This window comes from Streptomyces sp. NPDC052299 (assembly GCF_040679335.1).
Taxonomy (GTDB): Bacteria; Actinomycetota; Actinomycetes; order Streptomycetales; family Streptomycetaceae; genus Streptomyces.
In genome coordinates this window covers 33191-59875 of sequence record NZ_JBFAUP010000030.1, presented here as the reverse complement: position 1 = coordinate 59875, position 26685 = coordinate 33191, and the positions used below count along the sequence as shown (strand labels likewise).

Below are 26685 nucleotides of genomic sequence, written 5' to 3'. Positions count from 1 at the left end.
AGCTACGAGGTCGCCCCGGCCTCGCAGACCTTCCCCACCGGCACCTACCGCAACATCTCGGGGAACCTGGCCCTGTCCTACGGGCTGATCGCCGCTTCCCGCCAGGCCGACCTGCCCCTCTACCTCGGCTCCTACCCCATCACGCCGGCATCCGACATCCTGCACGAACTGTCCAAGCACAAGAACTTCGGCGTGCGCACCTTCCAGGCCGAGGACGAGATCGCGGGCATCGGCGCCGCGCTGGGCGCCGCCTTCGGCGGCTCCCTCGCCGTGACCACAACCTCCGGGCCGGGTGTGGCGTTGAAGTCGGAGACGATCGGGCTGGCGGTTTCGCTGGAACTGCCGTTGTTGATCGTGGACATTCAGCGGGGTGGTCCGTCGACCGGGCTGCCGACCAAGACCGAGCAGGCGGACCTGCTGCAGGCGATGTACGGGCGCAACGGTGAGGCCCCGGTCCCGATCGTGGCCCCGCGCACCCCGGCCGACTGCTTCGACGCCGCCCTGGACGCGGCCCGCATCGCCCTGACCTACCGCACCCCGGTCTTCCTGCTGTCCGACGGCTACCTCGCCAACGGCTCCGAACCCTGGCGCATCCCGGAGCTCGACCAGCTGCCCGACCTGCGCGTCCAGTTCGCGAACTCCCCGAACCATGAACTGGCCGATGGCACCGAAGTGTTCTGGCCGTACAAACGTGACCCGCAGACACTGGCCCGCCCGTGGGCGGTCCCGGGGACGCCGGGGCTGGAGCACCGTATCGGTGGTATCGAGAAGCAGGACGGCACCGGCAACATCTCCTACGACCCCGCCAACCACGACTTCATGGTCCGCACCCGCCAGGCCAAGGTCGACGGCATCCAGGTCCCCGACGTCGAGGTCGACGACCCCGCCGAGGCACGGACCCTCGTACTCGGCTGGGGCTCCACCTACGGGCCCATCACCGCTGCGGTGCGCCGGCTGCGCGCTTCGGGGCGCTCGATCGCGCAGGCCCATCTGCGTCACCTCAACCCGTTCCCGCGGAATCTGGGCGAGGTCCTGGCACGTTACGACAAGGTGGTCGTCCCCGAGATGAACCTCGGTCAGCTCGCCACGCTCATCCGCGCCACGTACCTGGTCGACGCACACAGCTACAACCAGGTCAACGGCATGCCGTTCAAGGCCGAGCAGCTCGCGGCAGCTCTTGAGGAGGCCATCGATGCCTGAGACGAACGAACTGCTCCAGCTGGTGCCCAAGGCCGAGGCGAAGCAGTCCATGAAGGACTTCAAGTCGGACCAGGAGGTGCGCTGGTGCCCCGGCTGCGGTGACTACGCGGTCCTCGCCGCCGTGCAGGGCTTCATGCCCGACCTCGGTCTGGCCAAGGAGAACATCGTCTTCATCTCCGGCATCGGCTGCTCCTCCCGCTTCCCGTACTACATGAACACCTACGGGATGCACTCCATCCACGGCCGCGCCCCCTCCATCGCCACCGGCCTGGCCACCTCCCGACGCGACCTGTCCGTCTGGGTCGTCACCGGCGACGGCGACGCACTCTCCATCGGCGGCAACCACCTCATCCACGCCCTGCGCCGCAACGTCAACCTCAAGATCCTGCTCTTCAACAACCGGATCTACGGCCTGACCAAGGGCCAGTACTCCCCCACCTCCGAACTCGGCAAGATCACCAAATCCACGCCGATGGGCTCACTCGACGCCCCGTTCAACCCGGTCTCCCTCGCCATCGGCGCGGAAGCATCCTTCGTCGCCCGGACCGTCGACTCCGACCGCAAACACCTCACCAGCGTGCTCCGCGCCGCCGCCGACCACCCCGGCACCGCACTCGTCGAGATCTACCAGAACTGCAACATCTTCAACGACGGCGCCTTCGAAGTCCTCAAGGACAAGGACCAGGCACAGGAGGCGGTGATCCGTCTGGAGCACGGGCAGCCGATCGTCTTCGGTGCGGATGGCTCCAAGGGCGTCGTACGCGACCCCCTGACCGGCGACCTCCACGTCGTCGCCGTCACCGAGGACAACAAATCCCAGATCCTCATCCACGACGCCCACAACCCCAGCCCCACAACCGCCTTCGCCCTGTCCCGGCTCGCCGACGCCGACACCCTCCACCACACCCCCATCGGAGTGCTGCGCAGCGTCCAGCGCCCGGTCTACGACACCACGATGGCCGAACAGCTCGACACCGCCGTCGAACGCCACGGCAAGGGCGACCTCGCCGCACTCCTCGCCGGAAACGACAACTGGACGGTCGTCGGCTGAGAGCCCATCCCATTTGATCCGATACATCGATCCTGATATAAGGTCGTCCGTGTGAATGGAGTACAGCTTTTCCTGCTGGGGCGCACCCTCATGAAGATCGGTGAGGAGGCCATTCCCACCGAAAGCCTCGGCAAGCGGCAGATGAGCACGCGGTCGGTCCTGATCGTGATGCTCGACATCTACGCGCACCCGGACACCACGGTCGGCGAGATCGCCACCCGTTCCGGTCTGCCGCAGAGTGCTGTGTCCGCCTGCGTGGCCCGGCTCCGGGAGACCGGCTCGGTGGTCACCCGGACCGACGACCGCGACCGCCGCCGGACCCTGGTCCGCCAGAACCCCGAGGTGAACGACCGCCGTGCGGAGGTCGCCGCGACGCGCGTGGACGACGCCCTGGCCACAGCGCTGGGGACCGACGACCCCGTGGAGGTGACCGAGGTGATCGCCCTGCTGGAGGCCCTGGCCCGGCGACTGTCACCGGAGGTGCTGGCCCGGCTGGCGCCCGATCCGGCCTGACCTGCGGAGAACGGAAGCCGCCCGGGTGCTTGGTGCCCGGGCGGCTTCGGTGTTTTCGGCGGTGGGTTTCTACTCGGCGACGTAGGTGTATCCGCTCCATGCGTAGACCAGGAGCTCCAGTTCCTTCTCCGTGGTCATGCCGTTCGTGGGCTCGAAGTGCTCGTACCGGTTGCCCTTGAGCAGCTTCACCTTGGAGGTCGTGTCCTCGACGTAACGGATCCGGTCCTCGAGCTTGAGTTCGAGTGTCGCGGGTCCGCCGCTGAGGATCACGTTAGGGGGCTGTGTTGTCATGGCGTCGTCTCCTTGGGTCATGGATCCGGAGGCAGTGAACGGCACTGTGCGGACAGGATCAGCCGTCCGGCTAAAGCCGTTCTAAACGCCTGTCGCCGCAGCCGCCTTTCCGGGACCCGCACCGGCGGGCGCACCCGCCGTCTCCTCGGTCCGGCCGCGGATCAGCAAGCAGGCCAGTGCCCCGGCCAGTACCACGGCGATCGGCAGCACCGCCGTTACGTGCAGCGTTGCGACGAAGGCGTCCGCGTACGCCTTCCCGCCGGCCAGTTCCGCGGCGAGCCGGCTCTGGAGCAGGGCGCCCACCGCGGCCGCGCCGATGACCGAACCGGTCTGGCGGATCGTGTTGTTGACCCCGGAAGCCGCTCCCGCGAGCCGCGGTTCGACATTGCGCATCGCCTCCGCGGACATGGGGGCGATCACGCAGCCGATGCCGAGACCGGTGATGAGGGTGGCCGGGACGAAGGCGTACCAGGGGGAAGCCGGGCCGGCGATCAGCGCGATCGCCGCAATTCCCACCGCGTAGAGCGTGAGACCCGCCATCAGCAGGTACTTGCCACCGATCCGGTCCGAGAGCCGGCCCGCGAAGGGCCCCACCGTCATCGAAACCAGCGAGGACGGGGCGAGTACCAGGCCCGCCTTGATCGCGCTCAGGCCGAGGACGGACTGCAGGTAGAGGTTGAAGGGGAGGACCAGCCCGATCATCGCCATCGAGACCAGGGCGACCAGCACCGTCAGCACGGAGAAGTTGCGGTCCTTGAACAGGGCGAACGGCACGAGCGGTTCCCGGTCCTGCCGGCCGCGCTGGTGGACGAGGAACCCGGCGGTCAGCACGGCGCCCGCGGCGAGCAGGCCCCAGATCTTCGGGCCCCAGTGGTAGTGCTCGCCCTCCTGGAGCGCGAAGGTCAGGCAGAACAGCGCGCCGGTGGCCAGCAGAACGCCGGAGATGTCGAAGGTCCGGGTCCGGCCCGTCCGCAGGTCGGGTACCACCAGGAAGGCCAGCGCCAGTGCGGCGATCCCGATCGGCACGTTCACCAGGAAGATCCAGCGCCATCCCAGGGTGGAGACCAGTACCCCGCCCACGGTCGGGCCGGACAGCGTGGCCAGCCCCGCCACCATGCCCCAGATGCCCATCGCGGTGCCGCGCCGCTGCGCGGGGAAGACCGACATGATCAGCGTCATCGTCTGCGGTGTGAGCAGCGCGGCGCCGAGACCCTGCACCCCGCGGGCGACGATCAGCATCACCGGGCCGGTGGCCAGGCCACAGGCGACGCTGGCGGCGGTGAACACCACTACGCCCGCGACGAAGAGGTTGCGGGGGCCCCAGACATCGCCGAGCCGCGCCGCGGTGATCAGCAGGACCGCGAGTACGAGGGCGTAGCCGCTGATCACCCACAGGGTCTGGTCGAGGGTCGCTCCCAGCCCGTCGATCATGTCGGGGATCGCGATGTTCACGATCGTCAGGTCCAGCAAGGTCATGAAGAAACCCAGCGACATGGTCGCCAGTACCGCCCAGGGGTTCCCGGACCACTTGCGCATGCGTCCGCTCCTCTCGCGCCGTCTGCTGGGCCTCAGCATAATGCATCTTCTTTGATGTATCAAAAAAGATGTGTTGTTGGGGTGGGGGAGGGCGGTGCCGGGCCGAACCCGGAACGGTTCACTCGGCCCATGGAAGTCCGTGCGTGCATGCTCTGGCGGGTGCCTCGCTCGGCTGTGCGGGCGGCCGGCCCGCGTGGTGGAGCTGCCGGTCGGGGCCACTCAGACGGGCGTGTGCGTACGCCGCGGAGACCATCGTCATGTGGTGATGCCAGCCGGGGAAGGAGCGGCCTTCGAAGTCGAGAAGGCCGAGGTCGTTCGCCATCGTCCGGATCGTTGACGTCGGCCGGGACATCAGCTCCGTCAACTCGATCACCTCGTCGACCTTGCGATCCACCATGTTGGTGAGCCACAGCTCGGTCCGCCGGCGCTGGTACATCGGCCGGACGGAGAGCACCCGGAACGTCGCATCGGCGCTGGAGTCGGGGAGGCGCGGCGGGGCCAACCGCACCAGCGCCGTCCTGACCTCCAGGGGGCGCCCGTGCCTGTCGAGGACGGTCAGCGACTCGACGCGGCTTCCCTCGCTGCCGTCACCGCACAAGTACCAGTCCGCCTTGAACGAAGGCCGGTAGGCCTGCAGGCGGTCCGGGCCGGGGTGCCGGACAGCGACGAACCGAAGGTCTCTCGGAACCGTGACAGCGAAGTCGTGGCCGCCGGCACCGAGTCCGCGCACCAATACTTCGGTTCCGGAGTATTCGCTCAGATCGGCGATGACGGGGACGCGGGCCAGTTGGGTATGTCGCGCCATCGCTCCGACCAACTCAAGGGCGTGATGGTCCAAACTGCGAGGAGCGGCATCCTCGGGGATGCGTGCGCGGCGGCGTCGCTGCGGATCGCTGGTCCAGGTCCTGGGGAGCAGCAGTCGCCACCCGACCGGCAAGGCGTCTGTGCCGGTGACCAGGAAGGCGCCGATCCCTACCTGGCAGTTGACCGATCGTCCGGTGTCGGGGATGAAGCGGCGATGTACACCGCAGGAGTGCTCGCCGCGTTTTCGAATGATGGCCACATCCAGGGCCCACGCACGCGGCACCAGACGTCGTTCCGTGAACCGCATCAGCTCGCGGTAGGCCGGCTCCCAGTTCCAGGGGCTGGCGTTGACGAACTGGTGAAGGGACTGAGCAGCCGACGATGATTCGGACACGGAAGCAGCCAACCGTCTCACCGACTTCTTGCCCGGCGTGTGCAGCAGGCTCGTCAGGTAGGCATGCGCCCACCGGCGCTGATCCGCGCGTGTGAGGTGCCCGAATATGGCACAGGCAAAGTCGAATGTGGAACCGTCGAGAAGGGGCGAATGCGAAGTGGGCACGGTGTTCCTCTCCGATTGATGCGGCGTCAGTGCTTCGACAGGCTGAAGGTCTGTCATCCAGGGATTGATTCAGGCCTCATGTGCCGGCCTGTGACGGCACCCACGAAGTGGTCCGTACGACTTCGAGGGCTGTCTCCGCGGAATGGCAGATCCACATCGGCATGCCGGACCGGCAGGCCTTGTGGAAGGGACCGTTCACCTTTCAGCTCGCGCGCATTTCGGATGGATCGCCGTGCAGGAGAAACCGCTGGCAGTGATGGTGGGGGTGAATATGCGGACTGCATGTGGAAGTCGCATATACATCACGGGCTCACCTCGGGTTCAGGAGAGAGAGCCGCATGCAGCAGGAATGAACGTTCACCCGATGCTGATAGCATGCGTCTGCTAGGAATCGGGAACCAGATCGTCTATCCTGAAATACGGTGACCAAAGGGCTCGGCGCCTTGTGGCACCCGGCGCGGTCACCGTGCTGCTCGCGACTCGGAGGGCTAGGGATCGCCTGTAGAGCTGAGTCGTTGCGTGAAGCGGTCCCTGTTGTGGCGACAAGGACCGCTTTTCCATTTCCTAAATAGATCTCGTCAAGGCTGTCGGCTTTGCGCAGAGGAAATAGTGCTCCAGTTCATGGAGCCGATTGCCTGCGATCCATGGCGGATACTGTGCGCTCCAGCAGACCTCGGCTGTGAAAGTCCTGAACAGGCCTTCACAAGGCAAAACGATTCTGCGCCGAGGTGGTTGTCGAGGCCGAAAAGGAGCGCCTTCCGCTGCCCGATTCGGTCTCCTTCTTTGCCGCGGAGACGGGCGAGCCGCACGTAGCCCTGTCGGCGAAGGGCCTGGTCAGTGCCTTTCCCCGAGGTACACGCCTCCTCCGGGCAGCCCGCAGCTCCTCGTTGACGTTCGGGATGCCCTGTGCGACGAGCACGTCGGCGAGGCCGGTCTGCTCCGCGGTGTCAAAGTCCGAGATCAGGACCTTCATTCGTTCTGCGAGGTGTCGGACAGCGCGGTCAGTGGAGGGGTCGCTCGCCGGATTCCGGACGAGACGAGTGCGTCGAGGACATGCCCGGGATGCCGATGGTCTGCGCACGGGGCATTTCCAACTGCTCTCGCAGCTGACGCAGTCGACGGCCGAGGAGCGAGGGGATCGGTACGGCGTTTCGAACCCCTGACGATGTGCACGTGCCTCCAGGCGGAAATTGTCGGCCTGGAAGAATTTAAGGCCACTCGGTGTGGCCGGCCTGCGAATCACCCGGGGTGGCCGATTCGAGGTCGTGCGGCCCATGAACGGAAAGGGCCGAGGAGGGGCCTGCGAGGCCCGGAACCAGAGGGGAAAGTGCAGCGAGGACCACGGGGGATATGCGGACAGAGTTGCGCATTTTTGACATCTCCTTGTAGTCGGCGATGGCGCCCTGCACAGCCTCGGGCGTTGGCGATCCGTCCCGAAGCGGCATCGCCGGAGAGGACGCTAAGCCCTGGTGAGAGGTTTGGCAACTGTTGACATTAGATGCCAGGTAAGGGCTGTCCCGTAACGCCAGTTACCGCCTACCAGCGTCCGTTTTTACCTGCTTGGCCCGGCTTCAATCGAGGCCGCGAGTCGGACGTAACTGGAGGCCGGTGAAGCCCTACGCGTGTTAACAGGTTGCTTTTGCTAATGGTGTCCAACGTGTTCGCCGACGGCCGGGCCGGCTGCTGCCGGCATGAAGAGACCTGTCAACTGCAACGGGAATTTAATCGAACAGGATGACGAGACATTTGGTCCCTGGCCACGACCATGTCTTCCTGTACACCTCTGGGGCTCCAGGGGAGTATGAGGCACATGATGCACATGAACACCTACGCCGGGTCAGGCACGACCGGTGTATCCGCTGCCGATGTCGAGGACCTGACGGCCATCGAAGCGCGCCGCACGCGGGAGGCGCGGAGATGACCGTGGGAGTGGACCTGGAGATGTCGGCCCTGCTGCGGTACTTGCAGGCGCAGCGGAAGCATGTGCTCGGCGCGCTGGAGGGGTTGGACGACCGAGCACTGCGGCGGGCGGTGCTGCCCTCCGGGTGGAGCTGCCTGGGAATGGTGCAGCACCTCACCGTGGCCGTGGAGCGCCTGTGGTTTCGCGCTGTTGTGGCTGGTGATCCGGAGGCCATCGGCCTCGTCGGCAGCCAGGAATGCGCATGGCAGGTGGCTTCGGGCGTGTCGGCCGCGGAGGTCCTCGCCCGCTACCGCCGAGAAGCATCACTGGCGGATACGATCATCGCCGCCTCATCGATAGACGCGGGCCTGCTCTGGTGGCCCTTCCCCGAGGAGGATTGGCGCCTGCACAACGTGCGCGAGGTCGTCCTTCACGTGATCACCGAAACCGCCTGCCACGCCGGCCACCTCGACGCGGCGCGTGAACTCATTGATGGGCGGCAATGGCTGGTGAACACGTAGAGCATTTCCCACGCGATGAGTGTCGCGGGCCTCTCGTAGCAGTCCGGGCCGAGAGGGGTGACCGCGCGTCGAGGCTCCGTTGAGCAAGGCCGACTTGGGGAGGCTGCCTGCGCAACGGAGCTTCGACGCGAAACGGACAGGAAAGCCGCTGAGGAATGCCGGAAGGCCCTCGACGTGCAACTGCCCGCAGCATCAGGCCCTACGGCTGGGCACACGGCTCAGGGTCGACGATGTGCATTCTGACCTCACCGAAGAACGACTCGCCGTCGGGGCCGGGAACCCACGCCTGCTCAGGGGCGGGGAGCATCTCGGTGACGGTCACGCTGACCACATCGTTCTCCCGTGCGGACTTTCGCGCGGCGCGAAGGGCGGAACCGAGCGAGGACACGAACAGCGGGCTGGTCAGGTCGACGTAGAAGGGCTTGGTTTCAGTGGAGATCTTGACGAAGCAGCGCTCCGGCAGATTGTTGCGCTGACGCCAGCGACGGGCGGCGAGGAATTCCTCCGCTTCGCTCCGGACCGGGAGCAGGTCCGTCGCCTCCGCCGTGGTTCGCCAGGTCTCGCGAAACAGCACCAGGCGGTCGACGCTGATCCTGGGAGTGTGCTCGCCTGCCGAGACGAGCTTGAGCGCGTCGATGTTCGCCATCGACAGGAAGGCCGAAAGCACGTGCACCAACGGAAACTCTCGGCCTTCCATACTCGCCCACACGCGATCGCCCCGAAGCGACAGGTCGATCGCGGCGATGGAGGTGGTGCGGTCGAGATCGGCGCCCGGGACGGAGGAGAAGGCCAGGAAGGTGTCATTGACCGAGTGCTCGAACGGGACGGTTCGGCCGGCGTTGCGCGGCCACACCTTGGGGAACAGCGGGATGATGCGGTCCTTGCCCTGGTCCGCCGCGAGCCGTTCCACCACACTTGCCGGGTCATCCAGGGACCAGCCGAAGAGGTGCCCTTCCATCGTGCCCGCTGCGGCATGCATTTCGCCCAGCACCATCACGTAGTCACCGTCGTTCACCGCTTGTGGCGACGAGGCGCAGATGTGCAGGTCGGGGCTGTGCACCCGGCCGCCGTCCCAGCCGGGTGCCGATGCCGGGAACCGCTCCCGGACCCGCTGGGCGAGTGCGTCCGCGGACAACCGCAACTCGGCGAGGCCGGTGGTCGATTCGTTCAGGCCGAGTACCTGCGTCCACCGCTCGATGAAGTCCTGCGTCACCCCGTCGGCGGCTTTCGCGCCGGAACCGAAGAAGAGGCGGAGGACGTGCGGCCAGATGTCACCGAGCGTCAGGTGTTCGCCCGCGGGGGAATGCTCCTTGTAGAGGCGGCGCAGCTCCTGCTCGTAGACCTCGGACATGGCCACGGTGAGCCAGCGGGTCGCCTGCAGGACGATGCTCATCGGCGCCGCCAAGTCGTCGATGAAGTCGCGACCGAGTGACAGCTCGAGGTCGCGCGTCGTGTCCTCGTAGCACAGTCCCCGGCCGCCATAGGTCACGCCGCCGCGCCGGCGTGCCGGTCGCCCCGTGATCTCCGTGAACTCGTCGCTCAGGTGGAGCTGCGCGGCCTCCAGCGCGGCAGGGTCACCCGCGGCCCTCGCCACGCCGTCCCGGGCCGCCTTGAGCCGGTCGAATCCCGAACGGGCCTTGTCACGCAGCCGTGGGTCGCCGATGGCCGCGATGCGTTCGTCAAGTACCCCCGCACCAGCCGTGTTGAGAGGCACGTTGGCATCCCAGGTCGCCAGCTTTCGCTCCACCAGCGCGTCGAGGAGTTGAAAGACCTCGTCCGTGCTCGCGAACAGAGGGTCATCCCCGGAGCACAGCTCCTGCGCGACAAGCGCGGCCGGACGTTTGCCGTTGCATGCCCGCAGAAGGACGAATTCCGCCTCCGAGATCACGGCGGGCTCCTCGCCCGGCCGGGTCACCTGCTTCCGCTCCAGGAAATGGTGGGGGTGCCTGGCCGGCGGAAGCCACCGGCGCATCTCCTCGTCCGTGGTGAGCCACTCGCCGTACGCGACCACCGCCCACGGCTCGAGGAACACACGACGCTTGTCGATCAGCCGGGGCCCGGGCACAGCATGGATGTCGGAGCGTTCCGGGTCGAGCGTGATCCACAGGGACGGCCCGAAGAATCCGATGGTCTCCGCCTTGGAGCTGTAGCGCTGCCAGAACTTGCTGAGCTGCACCTCGCGGTAGCGCCGCTTGGCGTTTCGCTTGATCGGCTCCTGATTCCGCAGGAGTGAGTCCAGCAGACCGACCACGGCGGGGTTCTGCCAGGCGATTGCCTCGCGGAGGGACGGGTCGGCGGCCACCCGGTTCACCTCGACCGATATATCGGCCACGGTCTTCTCGAAGACCGTGGCGAAGGCGTCGCGGTCCGCTCTCCCCGCAAGGAAGTCGTCAGCGCGCTGTGCGCACTCGCCGGCGGCGAACCTGAGCAGGCCGGAGGCCGGGAAGCCCGTGCTCCGCAGCAGTGCGTCGGGCCAGGCGAGCCACTCGGTCCTGCCGAGCCTCACGTGCTGTGTCGACGGCATGGGCCACTTCCTATCCTTGGCGGCGTGGTTGGAGGGCGGCAAGCGTGACGGTGCGGGTGTTGTGCTCACGGCGGGCCGGACGGGACTTCGCGGACACGCCCCAGGTCGTGCGTGGACGCCGCAGCCTCGATGAAGCCCTCACGGGTGCGGACCGCCCGCTCGCGCATTCCTCACCACCTCAGTCGTTCAGAACAACATGCAGACTTCCACGCGCGCACGAAAACCGAAACACACCTGCGAAGGCCGGGACGGCAACGCGACGGGATCACTTGAAGTAATCCGGTCGCGCTGATCTCTTCCAATCGTCCGTACAGCCCGTCGGCCATCAAACGCTCCGACAGGCCCACCGGCAACCTTGATATTGCTCAGAACGCCCACGCGCGACCAGGATTGTTTGCGCTTCCGGGCACGGCACGCCCCGGCCGGAATCACCCGAGGTCACGAGCGGGCCACTTCTTCCGAAAACCTGCGCACGCTTGAAGATGCCACCGGCGCGAACTTCGCCCCACGATGATGCCGTCGCGCACCTGGGATGCAGATCTAGGAGGAGAGCCACATGGCGGTCGTCGGAACGCTCCGCAGAACGCTCATGGCGCCATCCCTGGCCGACGTGGGCTTTGCGCGTCGCGGATTCCCTGTCGAACTGTCGGCTGCCGCCCAGCAGCTCGAACGCGTGCCGCAGGCCGTCGTCTGCGGCTTCGAGTGGGGGATCGAGGCGCGGAGCATGTGGGAGATCGAGCGCAGGCTCGGGATGGTCGAACCGGAACTGCAGGGATTCTCCTACGAAGGCGCGACCATGGCCTGTGTCATCCGTGACGCGATGCCGGGCCGAGGGGGACGCACCCGGGAGCTCCTCACGGGCGAGGGGGCGCGGCACATCTTCCTCAACTACATCGGCATCGGCTTCGCCATGGCACGCCTGCCGCGGCCGCTGTGGAAGCACGTGCTGCCCCAGCTCACCGAGGCTGCCCACTACCCGCAGATGCACTGGCTCGCCGTGGACGGCTACGGCTTCGACAAGGCCTACTTCCACACCGGTCGCTTCGTCGACGACCAGCGCGTCCCCGACCCGTACCCGTGGCAGGGAGACGCCGACTACTTCAACCGTGCGGTGGACCAGGGGATCGGCCGGGCGCTGTGGTTCATCCACGCGGCACACACGGCGAACGTCGCCGCCGCGGTCCGGCGGTTCGCCACCCACCGGCAGCCCGACCTGTGGAGCGGCGTGGGGCTCGCGGCGGCGATGGCTGGTTCCTGCGACACCGCGGACCTGGCCGTACTGCGCAGCGAGGCAGGGGAATGCCGAGTCGACCTCGCCCAGGGCGCCATTTTCGCCGCCAAGGCCCGCGACCATGCGCAAGCCGTACCCGAGCACACCCATGCCGCCGTGCCGGCCCTGGCCGGAATGTCAGTGGCACAGGCGTCCCGGCTGGCCGACGACTGCGCCGTGACCAATGCCGACGGCAGAAATGTGCCGGCCTATGAGCTGTGGCGTCAGGCCGTGCAGAACAAGGTGCCCACGCACATCGCCTGAGCGGCGCCGTATTCGCGACTCACCCAACTGCACTCCTGCTGATTGCCATTCATTCCGGGAGCGCAAAAAGACAACGAGGGACGGTCCTCCGCATGTTCAAAAGTCTCCGCTCGCTACGGCGTAGAGTCCTCACACCGAATGTCTCCGCCACCAAGCTGGACGTCCGCGGCTTCCATGTGAAGAACGCGGAGGCCAAAGAGCAGCTGGAGACAATCGGAAGCACCTTCCTTCAGGGGTACGGCTACGCCGTCGAAGCCCGTTCGCCCGCAGAGGCCGAGGAATGGCTGGAAGCCGTGGACGTTCCATTCCGCGGATTCGCCTATGAGGGCGCTGGTATGGGCGCCGTCATGCTCGACTCGCTGGCCGGCAGCACCAAGCGGCTGACCGGCCTGCTCGACGGGCGAGGACAGGACCACATCTACATGGTCTACGTCGGCATCGGATGGGCGATGGCACGTCTGCCCCGCTTCCTCTGGCCGGACGTGACCAGGACCGACCCCCTGCTGCGCTGGCTGATCCTGGACGGCTACGGCTTCCACCAGGCGTACTTCCGTACCGACAGCTACGTACGCGACCCGCACCGGGAACACGCCTTCACCTGGGCGGGAGGACCTGCCCCCTACAGCGCGCGAGCCATCGACCACGGAATCGGCCGGGCCCTGTGGTTCGTCGGTGGGACCGATCCCGAGGTGGTCGCCCAGCTCATCGCGGCGTATGACGAGAGCCGACACGAGGACCTGTACGCCGGCGCAGGACTGGCGGCCACCTACGCCGGCAGCGTGACCGAGGACGAGCTCCGCCAGTTCGCAGGGCATGCCGGCAAGCACCGCCCGCTGCTCGCGCAGGGGGCCGCCTTCGCCGCCGAGGCACGTGAAAGGGCGGGCCTGACCATCCCCCACACCCACCTCGCGGCCCGGGTCCTGTGCGGCAAGACGCCGGCCGAGGCGGCCAGGATCTGCCGCGACCTCATGCCCGCCGACGGCGCCCGCGCGGACACGTCCGGAGGCGTTCCGGCCTATGAGACCTGGCGGCAGGAAGTCGCCGCCCAACTGACCGCCCTTCCCCTTGCCTAGAAAGCGATCTCATGACGCACCCACGGATTTGGCTGCGAAGGCAGGCCCCCGGAGTCATCGCCCTGGCCCTCATGGTGGGCCTCTTCTATGCCGTCCGGCTGCCGACCACGTCTGCCGCCGAACGCCAGGAGCTGGCCGACCAGTTCGGCATGCGCCCGATGTCGATCGCGATGCCCGCGGGCTACAAACCGCAGACTCAGCGCCCTGTGAACAAGGCATACAAGGACATCCGCGCCTGGATCTCCTCCGTCGGCGCCGGCATCTCCATGAATGACATCGATGGCGACGGACTGGCCAATGACCTGTGCGTCACCGACCCCCGCATCGACCAGGTCGTGGTGACCCCCGCCCCTGTTCCGGGGCGCAAGAGCGCAACCTATGAGCCCTTCGTCCTCGACCCGGCGCCGCTGCCGGTCAGCCGGACCATGGCGCCGATGGGCTGCGCCCCGGGCGACTTCAACGAGGACGGTGCCACGGACCTGCTCGTCTACTACTGGGGCCGCACTCCGGTGCTCTTCCTCGCGAAGCCCGGCAAGGAGGGCGCGCCCACCGCGCTCACCGCCGAATCGTTCGAGCCCACGGAGCTGGTCCCCGGCCGTGCCGGCGGCACCTACGCGGGTCCGCAGTGGAACTCCAACGCGACCACGATCGCTGATCTCGACGGCGACGGTCACAACGACATCTTCATCGGCAACTACTTCCCCGACGGTCCGGTCCTCGACCCGTCCAAGGACGGCGGGGTGACCATGCCCTCCTCGATGTCGCAGGCCCGGAACGGCGGCGGTGGCCACTTCTTCCGCTGGACCCCGACCGGCTATGTGGAGCAGAAGGACGTGCTGCCCAAGAAGATCGACACGGGGTGGACGCTCGCCGCGTCCGCCAACGATCTCGACGGCGACCAGCTGCCCGAGCTCTACCTGGGCCACGACTTCGGCACGTCGGCGCTGCTGTACAACACGTCCGTCCCGGGGAAGTTCGAGTTCCGGGAGGTCAAGGCTGCCCACAGCGCCTTCGTCCCCAAGTCGAAGGAGATGGGACGTTCCTCGTTCAAGGGGATGGGCGTCGACTTCGCCGACCTGGACAACGACGGCCTGTACGACGCGTTCGTCTCCAACATCACCACCTCCTTCGGCATTCAGGAGTCGAACTTCGCGTTCATCGACTCCTCGCGAGACCAGGAGGACCTGCGCTCCAAGCTCCGCAAGGGCGAAGCCCCGTTCGCCGATCGCAGCGCACCCCTGCGGCTGGCCTGGTCGGGCTGGGGCTGGGACGTCAAGACCGGGGACTTCAACAACGACGGCACCCAGGAGATCGTGCAGGCCACCGGCTTCGTCAAGGGGAAGACCAACAGGTGGCCGCAGCTGCAGGAACTCGCCACGGCCAATGACGGAATCGTCTCCAATCCGGCCTGGTGGCCTCACGTGCGCCAAGGCGACGACATCGCCGGCAACCAGACCCTTCGCTTCTTCACGAAGAACGCCGGTGGCAGCTACGACAACGTGGCTTCCGAGCTCGGCCTGGCGGTGCCCACGCCCACACGGGGCATAGCCACCGGCGACGCCGACGGCGACGGACGGCTCGACATGGCGGTCGCCCGGCAGTGGGACGCCCCGGTCTTCTACCTCAACACCAGTAAGAACACCGGCGACTACCTCGGGCTGAAGCTCACCGACCCGTCCGGATCCCCCGTCGTCGGTGCACAGGCCGAGGTCACGCCGGCCGACGGCACCACCCGCCTGGGCTTCGTCGACGGCGGTGGAGGCCATTCCGGCAAGCGCAGCAACGACGTGCTGATCGGCCTCGGCAAGCAAGGCGACGACCGCCCGCTGCAGGTCCACCTGACCTGGCGTGACCACACGGGCCAGGTGCACAAGCAGGAACTTCAGCTCAGCGCCGGTTGGCACACGCTGCAGCTCGACACCGAGGCCAAGGAGAAGTGACCGTGTCCAACGAGAAGACCCTCGGGCAGGCGCCACAGCAGACGGCGCCACGACACGACGTAAAAGTCATCACCGCACTGCGCCGGTTCGCCATCTCGATCTCCGTACTCAACATCCTCGGCTACACGCTGCTGGGCTTCGAGCAGCCCTGGCTCTGGCCGCTGATCGCCCTCGCCGCCGCCTACACCGTGGAGATCGGCCTGGAAGCAGTCAGCGCGCGCGTCGACGGGCGTCAGGCGCGCTTCCTCGGAGGCGGACCCAAGGGCCTGATGGAGTTCCTGTTCCCGGCACACATCACCGGACTGGCCGTGAACATGCTGACCTACGTGAACGACCACGTGTGGGTCATGATCTTCGGGGTCGTCGTGGCCGTCGGCACGAAGTGGGTGCTGCGCGCGCCGGTGCGCGGCCGCATGCGGCACTACATGAACCCGTCGAACTTCGGCATCGCGGTGATCCTGGTCCTGTTCCCCTGGGCCAGCATCGCCCCGCCCTATCAGTTCACCGAATACCTCTACGGACCGGCGGACTGGGTACTCCCCGCGATCATCATCGTCCTCGGGACGATGCTCAATGCCAAGCTCACCGGACGCATGTGGCTGATCGCCGCCTGGGTGGGCGGATTCGCGGCACAGGCCGTGATCCGCGGGCTCCTCTTCGGCACCTCCATTCCGGCGGCGCTGGGCATGATGACCGGTACGGCCTTCGTGCTCTTCACCAACTACATGATCACCGACCCCGGCACGTCGCCGTCCCGGCGTGGGTCGCAGATCGCCTTCGGCGGAAGCGTCGCCGCGATGTACGGGGTGATCACCGCGCTGCACATCGCCTACGGGCTCTTCTTCGCGACGGCGCTGGTCTGTCTGATCCGCGGCATCTTCCTGTGGGTGCTGGACTACCTGGGCAAGCGTTCCATACCGCTGCCGAAGCAGCCCTTCGCGGAGCCCGCCCACACCTCCCACGCCTCCGCGATGGGGACCACCACACTCAACGGGGCCGCTCCGAGCGGGCAGAAGGAAGCAGCGAACGCATGAGTAGAATCGCCATCGTCGGCATGGCCTGCCGCTATCCGGACGCGGCAACCCCGCAGGAACTGTGGGAGAACGCCATCGCCGGCCGCCGGGCCTTCCGCCGGCTGCCCGACGTCCGCATGAACCTCGCGGACTACTACGACCCCGACCCGACCGTCCCGGACCGCTTCTACACCCGTACCGCGGCCGTGCTCGAGGGCTACGCGTTCGACCGGGTGGCGCACAAGGTCGCGGGCAGCACCTACCGTTCGACCGACCTCACACACTGGCTCGCCCTCGACACCGCGGGGCGAGCACTGGCCGACGCCGGCTTTCCCGAGGGCAGCGGTCTTCCCCACGAGACCACGGGCGTCGTCGTCGGGAACACGCTCACCGGTGAGTTCACCCGAGCCAACGTCATGCGGCTGCGCTGGCCCTACGTCCGACGCGTACTCGCCAACAGCCTCAAGGAAATGGGCTGGGAGGACGAGCGCATCGCGGAATTCGCCGCACGGATGGAGGACGACTACAAGAGGCCCTTCCCGGCCACCGACGAGGACGCCCTGGCCGGCGGACTGTCCAACACCATCGCCGGACGCATCTGCAACTACTTCGACCTCAACGGCGGCGGCTACACCGTCGACGGTGCCTGCTCCTCATCCCTGCTGGCCATGACCACCGCAGGATCGTCCCTCCTCAGCGGGGCCGTGGACGTGGCCGTGGCGGGCGGTGTCGACCTGTCCATCGACCCCTTCGAGATCATCGGGTTCGCCAAGACCGGCGCGCTGGCCAAGACCGAGATGCGGCTCTACGACCGCCACTCCAACGGCTTCTGGCCCGGCGAGGGCTGCGGCATGGTCGTCCTCATGCGCGAAGAGGACGCCCTCGCCGGCGGCCACAGGATCTACGCGACCGTCGCCGGCTGGGGCATCTCCTCCGACGGCCAGGGCGGCATCACCCGCCCGGAGATCAGCGGCTACCGCCGAGCCCTCGACCGCGCTTACGAGAACGCCGGATTCGGGATCGAGACCGTCCCGTTCTTCGAAGGCCACGGTACCGGGACCGCGGTGGGCGACAGGACCGAACTGTCGGCGCTGTCCGAGGCCCGGACCGCCGCCGGCGCCGACGTCCCCGCCGCCATCAGCTCCATCAAGGGGATGATCGGCCACACCAAGGCCGCCGCCGGTGTCGCCGGACTGATCAAGGCAGCCATGGCGCTCCACACCCGGACACTGCCCCCGGCCCTGGGCTGCGTCGATCCGCACGAACTGCTCACCGCCGAGCAGGCTCCCCTGCGGACCCTGCGCAAGGCCGAGGCCTGGCCGAAGGACGCACCGCTGCGCGCGGGCATCACCGCCATGGGCTTCGGCGGGATCAACACGCACGTGGTTCTCGACAAGCCCGCCGCCCTGCCGGTCAAGGCTCCCAGCCGACGGTCGGTCACCTTGGCCGGCTCCCTGCAGGACAGCGAACTCCTGCTGTTCGACGCGCGGTCACCCGAAGAGCTGCGCGAACGGCTCACCCAGGTGGCCGACTACGCCCTCGAACTGTCCTACGCGCAGATCGGCGACCTCGCTGCCACGCTCGAGCGCGACCTGCGTGACGAGCCGTGGCGTGCGGCCGCCGTGGTCACGTCACCGGAGGACGCCAACGAGCAGATACGCCACATCATCGAGGCCATCGACGCAGGCGGGACCGACGACGGCCTGCGGATCGGCGCGGGCGGCCGCACGTTCCTCGCACGGAGCACCGAAGACGCACGCATCGGATTCCTCTTCCCCGGCCAAGGCTCGGGCCAGGGCACCGCGGGCGGGGCTCTGGCACGGCGCTTCCCCGAGAGCGCCGGCGTCTACGCCGCCTCGCGCCTGCCCGTCACCGGAGACATGACCGCCACCGAGGTGGCCCAGCCCCGCATCGCCACCGGCTCCCTGGCCGGTCTGGAGGCGCTGGACAGCCTCGGCGTCGAAGCGGACGTCGCCGTCGGTCACAGCCTCGGCGAACTCGCCGCCCTGCACTGGGCCGGTGCCATGGACGGCCGGGTACTGATCGAAGCCGCACGCGTCCGCGGCCGGGCCATGGCCGAGCACAGCGCCTCGGGCACCATGGTCTCCCTCGGCGCCGCACCGTCGGTCGCCGAGGACCTGATGGCAGGGCTCCCGGTCGTGGTAGCCGGATACAACGGGCCGGAGCGGACCGTCGTGGCCGGCCCGGTCGAGGCCGTGGACACGCTGGCGGAGCGGGCAGCCGAGGCCAAGGTCGCCTGCACCCGGCTTGCCGTGTCACACGCCTTCCACTCACCGCTGGTCGCTCCGGCCGCGGACGCCTTCGGCGAGTGGCTGACCGGCACCGCATTCGGCAGTCTCGACCGCCGGGTCGTCTCCACCGTCACGGGTGCGGAGCTGACGGCGCAGACCGACATCGTCAAGCTCCTCCGTCAGCAGATCACCGACCCGGTTCTGTTCAGCCAGGCCGTGACCACCGCAGCCGCGGACGTCGACCTGTTCGTCGAAGTCGGCCCCGGGCGGGTGCTCAGCGGCCTGGCCGGCGCCTGCACCACCGTTCCCGCAGTGGCGCTGAACACCGACGACGAATCGCTGCGTTCGCTGCTGCAGGTCGTCGGCGCGGCATGGGTCATCGGCGCACCGGTGATTCACGAACGGCTCTTCCGGGACCGGCTGACCCGCCCCCTGGAGATCGGCGCCGAGCTCACCTTCCTGGCGAGCCCGTGCGAGCAGGTGCCGCAGGTCGACCTGCCCTCTGTCACGACGCAGCCCCTCACCGAGGGGGCCACGAGCAGCGAGCGGACGGCGGCCGGCCCGACCGGGAACTCACCGCTCGACGTGCTGCTCGCCCTGGTGGCGGAACGCGCGGAACTGCCCGTCGAGCTGCTCGACGCGGACAGCAACCTGCTGGACGACCTGCATCTGAGCTCGATCACCGTCGGGCAGGTCGTCAATCAGGCCGCCACCCAGCTGGGCATCCCCGCGGCACAGATGCCGACCAACTTCGCCACCGCGACGGTCCGCGACATGGCCGAGGCTCTGGAATCCCTCTCCGGTACCGCGGATCCGGATGACACCACCGCTCCCGTGGTGAGCGGCGCGGCGCCCTGGGCCCGTGCCTTCTCCGTCGCCCCGCAGGAACTCCCGCTGCCCGCCGCGCCGACCGTGAGCGGCGGCACCAGCGACTGGAAACTCTTCGCGCCCGACGACCACCCGGTGGCCGCTCGGCTGCACACCGCCCTCCAGGAATCGGGCTACGGCCGCGGCGTTCTTGTCTGTCTGTCCGCCGACTGCCTCCCCGCGGAGGTGGAATACGCGCTGCGGGGCGCACAGGAGGCTCTCGCGGACGCGGGGAACGCGGCAGATCTGTGGTTCGTCCTGGTCCAAGCCGGTCGTGGTGCCGCCGGCCTGGCGAAGACCCTGCATCTGGAACACCCTCGGCTGCGCACCGTCATCGTCCAGACGGAGCTGACCGCGGACAGCGCGGGCCGAGCGGTGGAGCGCGTACTCGCCGAGGTGGCAGCGGCCTCCGCCGGCACCCGCTTCAGCGAGGCGCACTACGGCGCCGACGGAACGCGCCGGGTGCCGACCCTGACGGCACTGCCGGTCCGCGCCGGCCGCGAGGAGCTGCCGATCGGCGCTTCGGACGTGCTGCTCGTGACCGGTGGCGGCAAGGGCATCTCCGCCGAATGCGCGCTGGCCGTGGCCCAGGAGACGGGAGCCGCCCTGGCCATCCTGGGGCGTTCGGATCCGTCCGCGGACACGGAGCTCGGGGAGAATCTGGCCCGGATGGCCGACCGGGGCGTGCGGGTGCACTACGCCCGAGCCGACGTGACCGATGCGAACCAGGTCCACACCGCGGTCAACGAGCTGTCCGGGCGGCTGGGTCCGATCACCGCGCTGCTGCACGGCGCGGGGCGCAACGAGCCAGGTGCTCTGAGCGGACTCACGCAGACGGACTTCGAGCGGACCTTCGCTCCCAAGGTCGACGGTCTGCGCGTGGTGCTGGACGCCGTCGGGCCACAGAACCTCAAGCTGCTGGTCACCTTCGGCAGCATCATCGGTCGTGCCGGCCTCCGGGGCGAGGCGCATTACGCCACGGCGAACGAGTGGCTCGCCGACCTCACCGAGGAGGTGGCACGCACCCATCCCGGCTGCCGTGCCCGCTGCCTGGAGTGGTCCGTGTGGTCGGGCGTCGGCATGGGGGAGAAGCTGTCCGTGGTCGAGACCCTGGCCCGCCAGGGCATCACTCCGGTCTCACCCGACCAGGGCGTGGAGATCCTTCTCCGCCTCATCTCGGACCCCGACGCGCCCGTGGTCACGGTGGTGAGCGGCCGGACCGAGGGGATCGGGACCGTGCGCCGCGACCTGCCGCCGCTGCCGCTCCTGCGTTTCACCGGCACCCCGCTCATCCGCTACCACGGCGTCGAGCTGGTCACCGAGGTGGAGCTGAACGCGGGAACGGACCCCTATCTCACCGACCACCTGCTGGACGGCAACCTGCTGCTGCCGGCCGTCATCGGCATGGAGGCCATGGTCCAGGTGGCCTTCGCCGCCACCGGCTGGGAGAGCACCCCGGTCATCGAGGGAGCACAGTTCCTCCGGCCCATCGTGGTGCCGCCCAACGGCTCGGCGAGGATCCGCATCGCTGCCGCCGTCACCGGGCCCGAAACCGTGGACGTCGCCATATCGGCGGAGGACACCGGCTTCGCCGCGGAGCACTTCCGCGCCCGGCTGATATACACCGGTGCGCCGATCCCGGACGGAGCGCCGGAGGAGGTCGGGCCCGAAACCCCCGTGGTTCCCCTCGACCCAGCGGCCGACCTGTACGGCAGTGTGCTGTTCCAGGGGGCGCGGTTCCAGCGGCTGCGGCGCTTCCACCGGGCGGCCGCCCGCGACGTGGACGCCGACGTGGCGCTGACCCCGCCCACCGACTGGTTTGCGGGCTACCTGCCGTCCACGCTGCTGCTGGCCGACCCCGGAATGCGGGATGCGCTGATGCACGGCAACCAGGTCTGCGTACCCGATGCCACGCTGCTGCCCTCGGGCATCGAGCGGCTGCACCCTCTGGCGGCGGCCACCGAACTCCCTGGGAGCCCGCAGGAGCTCCGATACTGCGCCACCGAGCGATCCCGAGACGGTGACACGTACGTGTACGACATCGCCGTGCGCGATCGCGAGGGCACCGTGGTCGAGCGCTGGGACGGTCTGACCCTCCACGCCGTACGGAAGTCCGACGGCTCCGGCCCCTGGACACCCACGCTGCTCGGCTCGTATCTGGAGCGAGCTCTGGAAGACGTGCTCGGCCGGCGCATCGCCGTCGCGGTCGAACCGGATGGCGGGGAACCCGCCGCACCGGACGCCGAGGACATCGGCGATGCGGACGCCGGCGGCGTCGCGGCGCGCCGGGCCGCCACCTCGGTGGCCGTCCAGCGAGCCCTGGGGGCGCCGGCCGATGTGCGCTACCGGCCGGACGGCCGGCCGGAGATCGGGGGCGAGCGGCAGGTCTCGGCCTCCCACGGCCTGGGCCTGACACTCGCCACCGTCGCCGATGGCACCGTGACGTGCGATGTCGAAGCGGTCAACGTCCGTTCGGAGAGCGAATGGCAGGCGCTGCTGGGTGACTACGCCGCGCTGGCGGTGCTCGTGGCCAAGGAAACGGGGGAGACCCCCCACACGGCGGCCACCCGCGTATGGAGCGCCACCGAATGCCTGCGCAAGGCCGGATACCTGGCACAAACGCCCCTGACACTCGTCCCGGACAGCCCTGGAAGCTGGGTGCTCTTCTCCAGTGGCGAACACACCATCGCCACCTTCGTCACCCAGCTGGCCACCGCCGTTGAACCCGCCGTGTTCGCCGTACTCGCCGGTGGTGCGGTACTGGACGGCGAACGGTCCAGTCGTGGATGACCTACGGGTTCACCCGGTCACACACGACGTGGTCTGCGAGCTCCACAGGAGTCGGCACACCGCCCACGGCGGCCCCCGCACGGGGGCCGCCGTGGGCCCGCCCCTCGTCGGCTCCGCACCGTACGCGCGATCTGCGCCCCATCACACGACACTGCCTGAGAGGTCTGCATGAGCCCACTGGCCGTTTCGTCCGCGGAACTTGTCGACATCGATGACCGCAAGCAGTTGCGTCGCGCGTTCGGGGCCTTCGCCACGGGCGTCACCGTGGTCACGGTCGGCGGAGACGACTGCCGCGGGATGACCGCGAACTCGTTCACCGCGGTCTCCCTCACCCCACCGCTGCTCCTGATCTGCGTGGACAAAGACGCGTTCATGCACCGCAGCCTCAGCCATTCCGAGACCTTCTCGATCTCCGTCCTCTCGGCGGACCAGGAAGCCGTTGCCCGGCACTTCGCCGACCACTCCCGGCCGGCCGGGCCGGACCAGTTCCGGACCGTCGACTGGGTGCCCGGCCCTGCCACCGGCACACCGATGATCGCCGGTTCCCTGGCGCACTTCGAGTGCGCCAAGGAGGAGCTGTACGACGGCGGCGACCACACCATCTTCGTCGGGCGAGTCCTGGCCGCCGATCGGATGCCGTCGATCGAGGACCCGCTGCTCTTCCACGGCGGGCAGTTCCGCCACCTGCATTCCCGGAGCGCCGAAGGCAGGGTGGCATGACGAGGATTCCACCAGGCCCCCCGCTCGCCGCGATGCCGGGGCTGCTGAAGAAGCTCGCAGTCGACCGACTCGGTCTCATGCGGGATGCGGCAGCTCTCGGCGATGCGGTCCGGGTGGACATGGGGCCGAAGAAGCTCTACATCTTCAACCACCCCGACTACGCCAAGCACGTGCTCGCTGACAACAGCACCAATTACCACAAGGGAATCGGCCTGGTGCAGGCGCGGCGGATCCTGGGAGACGGCCTGCTCACCAGCGAGGGGGACATCTGGCAGGGCCAGCGCCGCACGGTCCAGCCGGCGTTCAAGCCCGGCCGGATCGCCCGTCAGGCAGAGGCAGTCGCCGAGGAAGCGGCCAATCTGGTCGCTCTGCTGCGCAAGCACGAAGGTGCGGGCCCGGTGGACATCCAGAGCGAGATGACCGGCCTCACCCTGGGCGTACTCGGCCGCACCCTCCTCGACACGGACCTCGGTGGATACGACTCGGTGGCGCATTCCTTCGAAGCCGTCCAGGACCAGGCCATGTTCGAGATGGTGACCCAGGACCTGGTGCCCAAGTGGCTGCCCACGCGCGGGCAGCTGCGCTTCCGCAAGGCCCGGCGGGAGCTTCACCGGGTTGCCGACAGCCTGGTCGCGCAGCGCACCGCACGCATGGCGGACGGCGAGGCGCCGGATGACGCCCTGGGGCGGATGATCGTGGCAGCCGGCCGGGCAGCCGACGCCGCGGCGGCCCAGATGCGCCTGAGAGAAGAAATCGTCACTCTGCTGCTCGCCGGCCACGAAACCACCGCCAGCACGCTCAGCTGGACGCTCAGTCTGCTCGAGAGCCATCCCGAAGCGCGCGAGCGCGTACGAGCCGAAGCGTTGGCCGTCCTCGGCGAGCGCACCCCGCGCATGGAAGACCTCCATCGGCTCACCTACACCACGATGGTGGTGCAAGAGGCCATGCGTCTCTACCCGCCGGTGTGGATGCTGTCCCGCGTCGCCCAACAGGAGGACGAGGTCGGCGGCTACCTGGTGTCGGCCGGGGCCGATGTTCTGATCAGCCCGTACATCCTGCACCGGCACCCGGGACTGTGGGACGAACCGGATCGTTTCGACCCCACCCGGTTCGACGCCCAGCGGGTGGCCCACCGGTCGCGCTACGCCTACATCCCGTTCGGGGCCGGCCCTCGATTCTGTGTCGGCAGCAACCTCGGAATGATGGAGGCGGTCTTCGTCACCGCGCTCGTCACCCGTGACCTGACGCTCACCGCCCTGCCCGGTCACAGCCGTGCCGCGGAGCCCATGCTTTCCTTGCGCATGGCCGGTGGACTGCCGATGACGGTCGCCGCCGCCGGCTGACGCGGGGGATGCGACGTAGACACGGTGACTCGGGCCGGCTTCCCGAGATCCCATCGGATCGCGCCGATCGGATGGGATCTCGGAGCCACCGGCTGAAGCGGTTCGGACACCGTGATCGGGAATCCTGAGCGCCCGCGGCTGCGGTCCGCGGGCACGGACGAGCAAGAACGCGGGGCTCAGGCGGCGAAGGCCCTGCCCGCCGCGCTGTTCGGCACCGCGAGCAACACCGGCGGGTCCAGTGCGTCCGACGGCCGCAGCACGATGTCGGCGGGCATCAGCAGCACACCGGCCTGCGCCGTGATCGGGCCGTGCCGGCCGACGGACAGAGTGTCCGGCGCGCCCCCCGCCTGCACCATGGGATCGGCCAGACTGCCGTAGGGAGCAGAGTGGGCCAGAACATGCCAAGTCCCGGCGGGCACGTCCGTCAGCTCGAAGGGGCCGGGTCCGTCCATGACGAGGAACTGTGCGGGTCGGCCTTGGGGGATCGAGCTGGGGAACAGACCGACGAAGACCGGCCCGAGCGCGCGATCCCCGGGAAGGACGATCCGGCCCCGGAGCGCGATCCGCTCGCCCAGGACACTGTCGGTGGCCGGGGCCGTATACAGCTCGGACCCGTCGCCACCCAGCTCACGAAACCTGCTCGGCGAGACACCGACGCAGAGTTTGAACCGTGAGCTGAACGTACCGACGCTGCTGTACCCGACCTTGTTGCTGATTTCAGCCACACCCAGTTCCGTGCTGAGCAGAAAGTGCTTTGCCCTCTGCAGCCGCAGGGCCGACAAGAAGCGCCGGGGCGACGTCCCGGTGACCTCTGCGAAAATGCGAGTGAAGTGAAACTTGCTGAACATGGCAGTACGGGCCATGTCGTCGATCGTCAGCTCCTGATCGAGACGGCGGTGCATCTCGTCGATGACCCGGAGGACGGCATCGGTGGTTTTGCCGCTCACGAAACGCTCCTTTTGGAATGCAATTCGGAAGTTGAGCCCTGCACTCGACTCAACTGTTGTGGCCTGCGCTTCGGGCCGACAACTCCTGAGCAAAACGACGCCATGTGTCCGAGCACTTCATGGCTATCTCTGCGACAGTTTCCAAATGATGTGGGGGGACAGCGTCGATCTGCCGCCGCCATGCGTCATCCGTGTAGAAATGAGCGTGCAGCCAACGGAAGAAATTGCGGCCGGCGTCCGAGCTCCGCAGCGACGGGTCGCCGGCGAGCATGTGCAGCATGTCCGACGCGTTACGCGCCGCGCTCGTGGTGGCGCTGACCTTCCGCGGGCGCTGCGCGGCACTCGTTCTCGCTGAGATCGGGGTGGCCGACGGTTTGGTGGACGCGGTGTTCCGGAGCGGGGGGAGCGGCGACGGGGCCGGCTCCTCGCCCCGCAGCAGTCGCTGGCGGACGTCATGGGCGGTGCCCAGCGACAGACCGGCCTCCTGGGCCACGAGCCGCAGGGGCAGCTCAGGGCGGCTGCTCATCAGTTCGGCTGCGTGCCGCCGTTCCCGGGTCCGATCGAGCGGATGAACCTTGCCGTCAAGGCCGATTCGCACGTTCAACCGGGGAAGTTCCGCGGTTGAACGGCGTCGCACATCGGCCACACTCTTGGCGTCGAGCCCCGTGTACACGGCGATGCTCCGGTCCGACATGGTCGGGAATGCCCCGAGGATGCGAGCCGCGGCCGCTCTGCGGTCCGCGATCGAAAGCGGCAGGCCGTGCGCGATGTTCCGGGCAACGGACTGGATGAACGCCTCATCGGGGGCGCCGTCGAAGAACTGCGCGTCTATGAGGTCGAGTCCGAGCAGCGTTGCCGCCCTGACGCGATGCATCCCATCGATCACCCGCAGAGTGGGCCGGTGCACCAGGATGGGTGGCAATGATGCGAATACTTCGGACAGTCGCAGAGCGTGAGCCTCGTCGATGCCGTCGAGACGGGGTGTGTCCGCAGCGGCGAGAGTGCTGATCCGTACTGGTTGTGTGAAGTGTGCCGGCAGGTCCGTGATGACGTCACCAGAGGTTTCCATGGGCCGCTCCAACTAAATGAGTGGAAAAGCTTCCAGGGATTCGATGAGTGGCTGCGGAACGCAACTTCTGTCTCTGTGCACATATCCGAGGGGAACCGGATCAGGAGCCTACCGGTCGGCCCGTTCTGGAGAAACGCTCGTGCGGGAGACATGGCGACTCTGCGAAGTTCGTGAAGTGCGCGTTCACCTGAACAAATACACCCATTGCTTGAACGGCTCCCTCAAACTTAGCGTCCCT

18 protein-coding genes are annotated in these 26685 nt (G+C 68.1%); 11 read left to right on the top strand and 7 right to left on the bottom strand.

Going from position 1 to position 26685, the window contains the following annotated elements; all coding sequences use genetic code 11:
* The 3 genes from AB0L33_RS33080 to AB0L33_RS33070 form a co-directional block, all read left to right on the top strand.
* Positions 1-1200: 2-oxoacid:acceptor oxidoreductase subunit alpha (locus AB0L33_RS33080; RefSeq protein ID WP_365687287.1), on the top strand; the 1200-nt coding region annotated here is incomplete at its 5' end.
* The gene (locus AB0L33_RS33075; protein WP_365687286.1) at positions 1193-2251 is read left to right on the top strand and encodes a 2-oxoacid:ferredoxin oxidoreductase subunit beta; all 1059 of its coding nucleotides are present in this window, start codon (positions 1193-1195) and stop codon (positions 2249-2251) included. The genes AB0L33_RS33080 and AB0L33_RS33075, both read left to right, overlap by 8 nt.
* Before the next feature lie 90 nt (positions 2252-2341).
* A complete protein-coding gene (locus AB0L33_RS33070; RefSeq protein WP_365687289.1) occupies positions 2342-2764 on the top strand; it encodes a helix-turn-helix domain-containing protein in 423 nt (140 codons plus the stop codon).
* A gap of 69 nt (positions 2765-2833) precedes the next feature.
* Here the strand turns inward: AB0L33_RS33070 and AB0L33_RS33065 are convergent, their stop codons facing one another.
* The 4 genes from AB0L33_RS33065 to AB0L33_RS33050 form a co-directional block, all read right to left on the bottom strand.
* Positions 2834-3055: a DUF5988 family protein gene (locus AB0L33_RS33065; RefSeq protein ID WP_365687285.1), complete on the bottom strand. Its 222-nt coding sequence runs from the start codon at positions 3053-3055 to the stop codon at positions 2834-2836.
* 81 nt (positions 3056-3136) lie between these two features.
* On the bottom strand, positions 3137-4591 hold the full coding sequence (locus tag AB0L33_RS33060) for a DHA2 family efflux MFS transporter permease subunit (RefSeq protein WP_365687284.1): 1455 nt from the start codon (positions 4589-4591) through the stop codon (positions 3137-3139).
* Between the two features lie 118 nt (positions 4592-4709).
* Entirely contained in the window at positions 4710-6011 is a 1302-nt protein-coding gene (locus AB0L33_RS33055; RefSeq protein ID WP_365687283.1) for a transposase, read from the bottom strand.
* Between the two features lie 643 nt (positions 6012-6654).
* Positions 6655-6927, bottom strand: a complete 273-nt coding sequence (locus AB0L33_RS33050; protein ID WP_365687282.1) for a hypothetical protein — start codon at positions 6925-6927, stop codon at positions 6655-6657.
* A 944-nt stretch (positions 6928-7871) separates the two neighbouring features.
* Here AB0L33_RS33050 and AB0L33_RS33045 point away from each other — a divergent pair.
* Positions 7872-8375 (top strand): DinB family protein, encoded by a 504-nt coding sequence (locus AB0L33_RS33045; RefSeq protein ID WP_365687281.1) that lies wholly within the window; start codon positions 7872-7874, stop codon positions 8373-8375.
* A gap of 199 nt (positions 8376-8574) precedes the next feature.
* Here AB0L33_RS33045 and AB0L33_RS33040 read toward each other — a convergent pair whose 3' ends face one another.
* Positions 8575-10899 carry a lantibiotic dehydratase gene (locus AB0L33_RS33040; protein WP_365687280.1) on the bottom strand — a complete coding sequence of 775 codons (2325 nt, stop codon included), beginning with the start codon at positions 10897-10899 and terminating at the stop codon, positions 8575-8577.
* 556 nt (positions 10900-11455) lie between these two features.
* On the opposite strand from AB0L33_RS33040, the gene AB0L33_RS33035 reads away from it, so the two are divergent.
* From AB0L33_RS33035 to AB0L33_RS33005, 7 genes are all read left to right on the top strand, one after another.
* Positions 11456-12433: a DUF1702 family protein gene (locus AB0L33_RS33035; RefSeq protein ID WP_365687279.1), complete on the top strand. Its 978-nt coding sequence runs from the start codon at positions 11456-11458 to the stop codon at positions 12431-12433.
* A 92-nt stretch (positions 12434-12525) separates the two neighbouring features.
* The gene (locus AB0L33_RS33030) at positions 12526-13506 is read left to right on the top strand and encodes a DUF1702 family protein (protein WP_365687278.1); all 981 of its coding nucleotides are present in this window, start codon (positions 12526-12528) and stop codon (positions 13504-13506) included.
* Positions 13507-13517: 11 nt separating this feature from the next.
* Positions 13518-15446 (top strand): CRTAC1 family protein, encoded by a 1929-nt coding sequence (locus tag AB0L33_RS33025; protein ID WP_365687277.1) that lies wholly within the window; start codon positions 13518-13520, stop codon positions 15444-15446.
* Entirely contained in the window at positions 15443-16480 is a 1038-nt protein-coding gene (locus AB0L33_RS33020; RefSeq protein WP_365687276.1) for an enediyne biosynthesis protein, read from the top strand. The genes AB0L33_RS33025 and AB0L33_RS33020 overlap by 4 nt, the downstream gene beginning before the upstream one ends.
* The gene (locus AB0L33_RS33015; RefSeq protein ID WP_365687275.1) at positions 16477-22368 is read left to right on the top strand and encodes a type I polyketide synthase; all 5892 of its coding nucleotides are present in this window, start codon (positions 16477-16479) and stop codon (positions 22366-22368) included. The genes AB0L33_RS33020 and AB0L33_RS33015 overlap by 4 nt, the downstream gene beginning before the upstream one ends.
* Before the next feature lie 168 nt (positions 22369-22536).
* Positions 22537-23088 carry a flavin reductase family protein gene (locus AB0L33_RS33010; protein WP_365687274.1) on the top strand — a complete coding sequence of 184 codons (552 nt, stop codon included), beginning with the start codon at positions 22537-22539 and terminating at the stop codon, positions 23086-23088.
* A complete protein-coding gene (locus AB0L33_RS33005; protein WP_365687273.1) occupies positions 23085-24431 on the top strand; it encodes a cytochrome P450 in 1347 nt (448 codons plus the stop codon). Before AB0L33_RS33010 ends, AB0L33_RS33005 begins: the two co-directional genes overlap by 4 nt.
* Positions 24432-24607: 176 nt before the next feature.
* Here the strand turns inward: AB0L33_RS33005 and AB0L33_RS33000 are convergent, their stop codons facing one another.
* Both AB0L33_RS33000 and AB0L33_RS32995 read right to left on the bottom strand, forming a co-directional pair.
* Positions 24608-25378: an AraC family transcriptional regulator gene (locus AB0L33_RS33000; protein ID WP_365687272.1), complete on the bottom strand. Its 771-nt coding sequence runs from the start codon at positions 25376-25378 to the stop codon at positions 24608-24610.
* 49 nt (positions 25379-25427) lie between these two features.
* A complete protein-coding gene (locus AB0L33_RS32995) occupies positions 25428-26447 on the bottom strand; it encodes a transcriptional regulator (protein WP_365687271.1) in 1020 nt (339 codons plus the stop codon).
* Between the last annotated feature and the right edge of the window lie 238 nt (positions 26448-26685).

Excerpts from the sequence above, each read along its gene's own strand:
- AB0L33_RS33075 (WP_365687286.1), top strand. The coding sequence starts at position 1,193 with ATGCCTGAGACGAACGAACTGCTCCAGCTGGTGCCCAAGGCCGAGGCG.
- AB0L33_RS33055 (WP_365687283.1), bottom strand. The coding sequence starts at position 6,011 with ATGACAGACCTTCAGCCTGTCGAAGCACTGACGCCGCATCAATCGGAG.
- AB0L33_RS33025 (WP_365687277.1), top strand. The coding sequence starts at position 13,518 with ATGACGCACCCACGGATTTGGCTGCGAAGGCAGGCCCCCGGAGTCATC.
- AB0L33_RS33045 (WP_365687281.1), top strand. The coding sequence starts at position 7,872 with ATGACCGTGGGAGTGGACCTGGAGATGTCGGCCCTGCTGCGGTACTTG.
- AB0L33_RS32995 (WP_365687271.1), bottom strand. The coding sequence starts at position 26,447 with ATGGAAACCTCTGGTGACGTCATCACGGACCTGCCGGCACACTTCACA.
- AB0L33_RS33050 (WP_365687282.1), bottom strand. The coding sequence starts at position 6,927 with ATGAAGGTCCTGATCTCGGACTTTGACACCGCGGAGCAGACCGGCCTC.
- AB0L33_RS33005 (WP_365687273.1), top strand. The coding sequence starts at position 23,085 with ATGACGAGGATTCCACCAGGCCCCCCGCTCGCCGCGATGCCGGGGCTG.
- AB0L33_RS33035 (WP_365687279.1), top strand. The coding sequence starts at position 11,456 with ATGGCGGTCGTCGGAACGCTCCGCAGAACGCTCATGGCGCCATCCCTG.
- AB0L33_RS33010 (WP_365687274.1), top strand. The coding sequence starts at position 22,537 with ATGAGCCCACTGGCCGTTTCGTCCGCGGAACTTGTCGACATCGATGAC.
- AB0L33_RS33015 (WP_365687275.1), top strand. The coding sequence starts at position 16,477 with ATGAGTAGAATCGCCATCGTCGGCATGGCCTGCCGCTATCCGGACGCG.
- AB0L33_RS33040 (WP_365687280.1), bottom strand. The coding sequence starts at position 10,899 with ATGCCGTCGACACAGCACGTGAGGCTCGGCAGGACCGAGTGGCTCGCC.
- AB0L33_RS33030 (WP_365687278.1), top strand. The coding sequence starts at position 12,526 with ATGTTCAAAAGTCTCCGCTCGCTACGGCGTAGAGTCCTCACACCGAAT.
- AB0L33_RS33060 (WP_365687284.1), bottom strand. The coding sequence starts at position 4,591 with ATGCGCAAGTGGTCCGGGAACCCCTGGGCGGTACTGGCGACCATGTCG.
- AB0L33_RS33065 (WP_365687285.1), bottom strand. The coding sequence starts at position 3,055 with ATGACAACACAGCCCCCTAACGTGATCCTCAGCGGCGGACCCGCGACA.
- AB0L33_RS33070 (WP_365687289.1), top strand. The coding sequence starts at position 2,342 with ATGAAGATCGGTGAGGAGGCCATTCCCACCGAAAGCCTCGGCAAGCGG.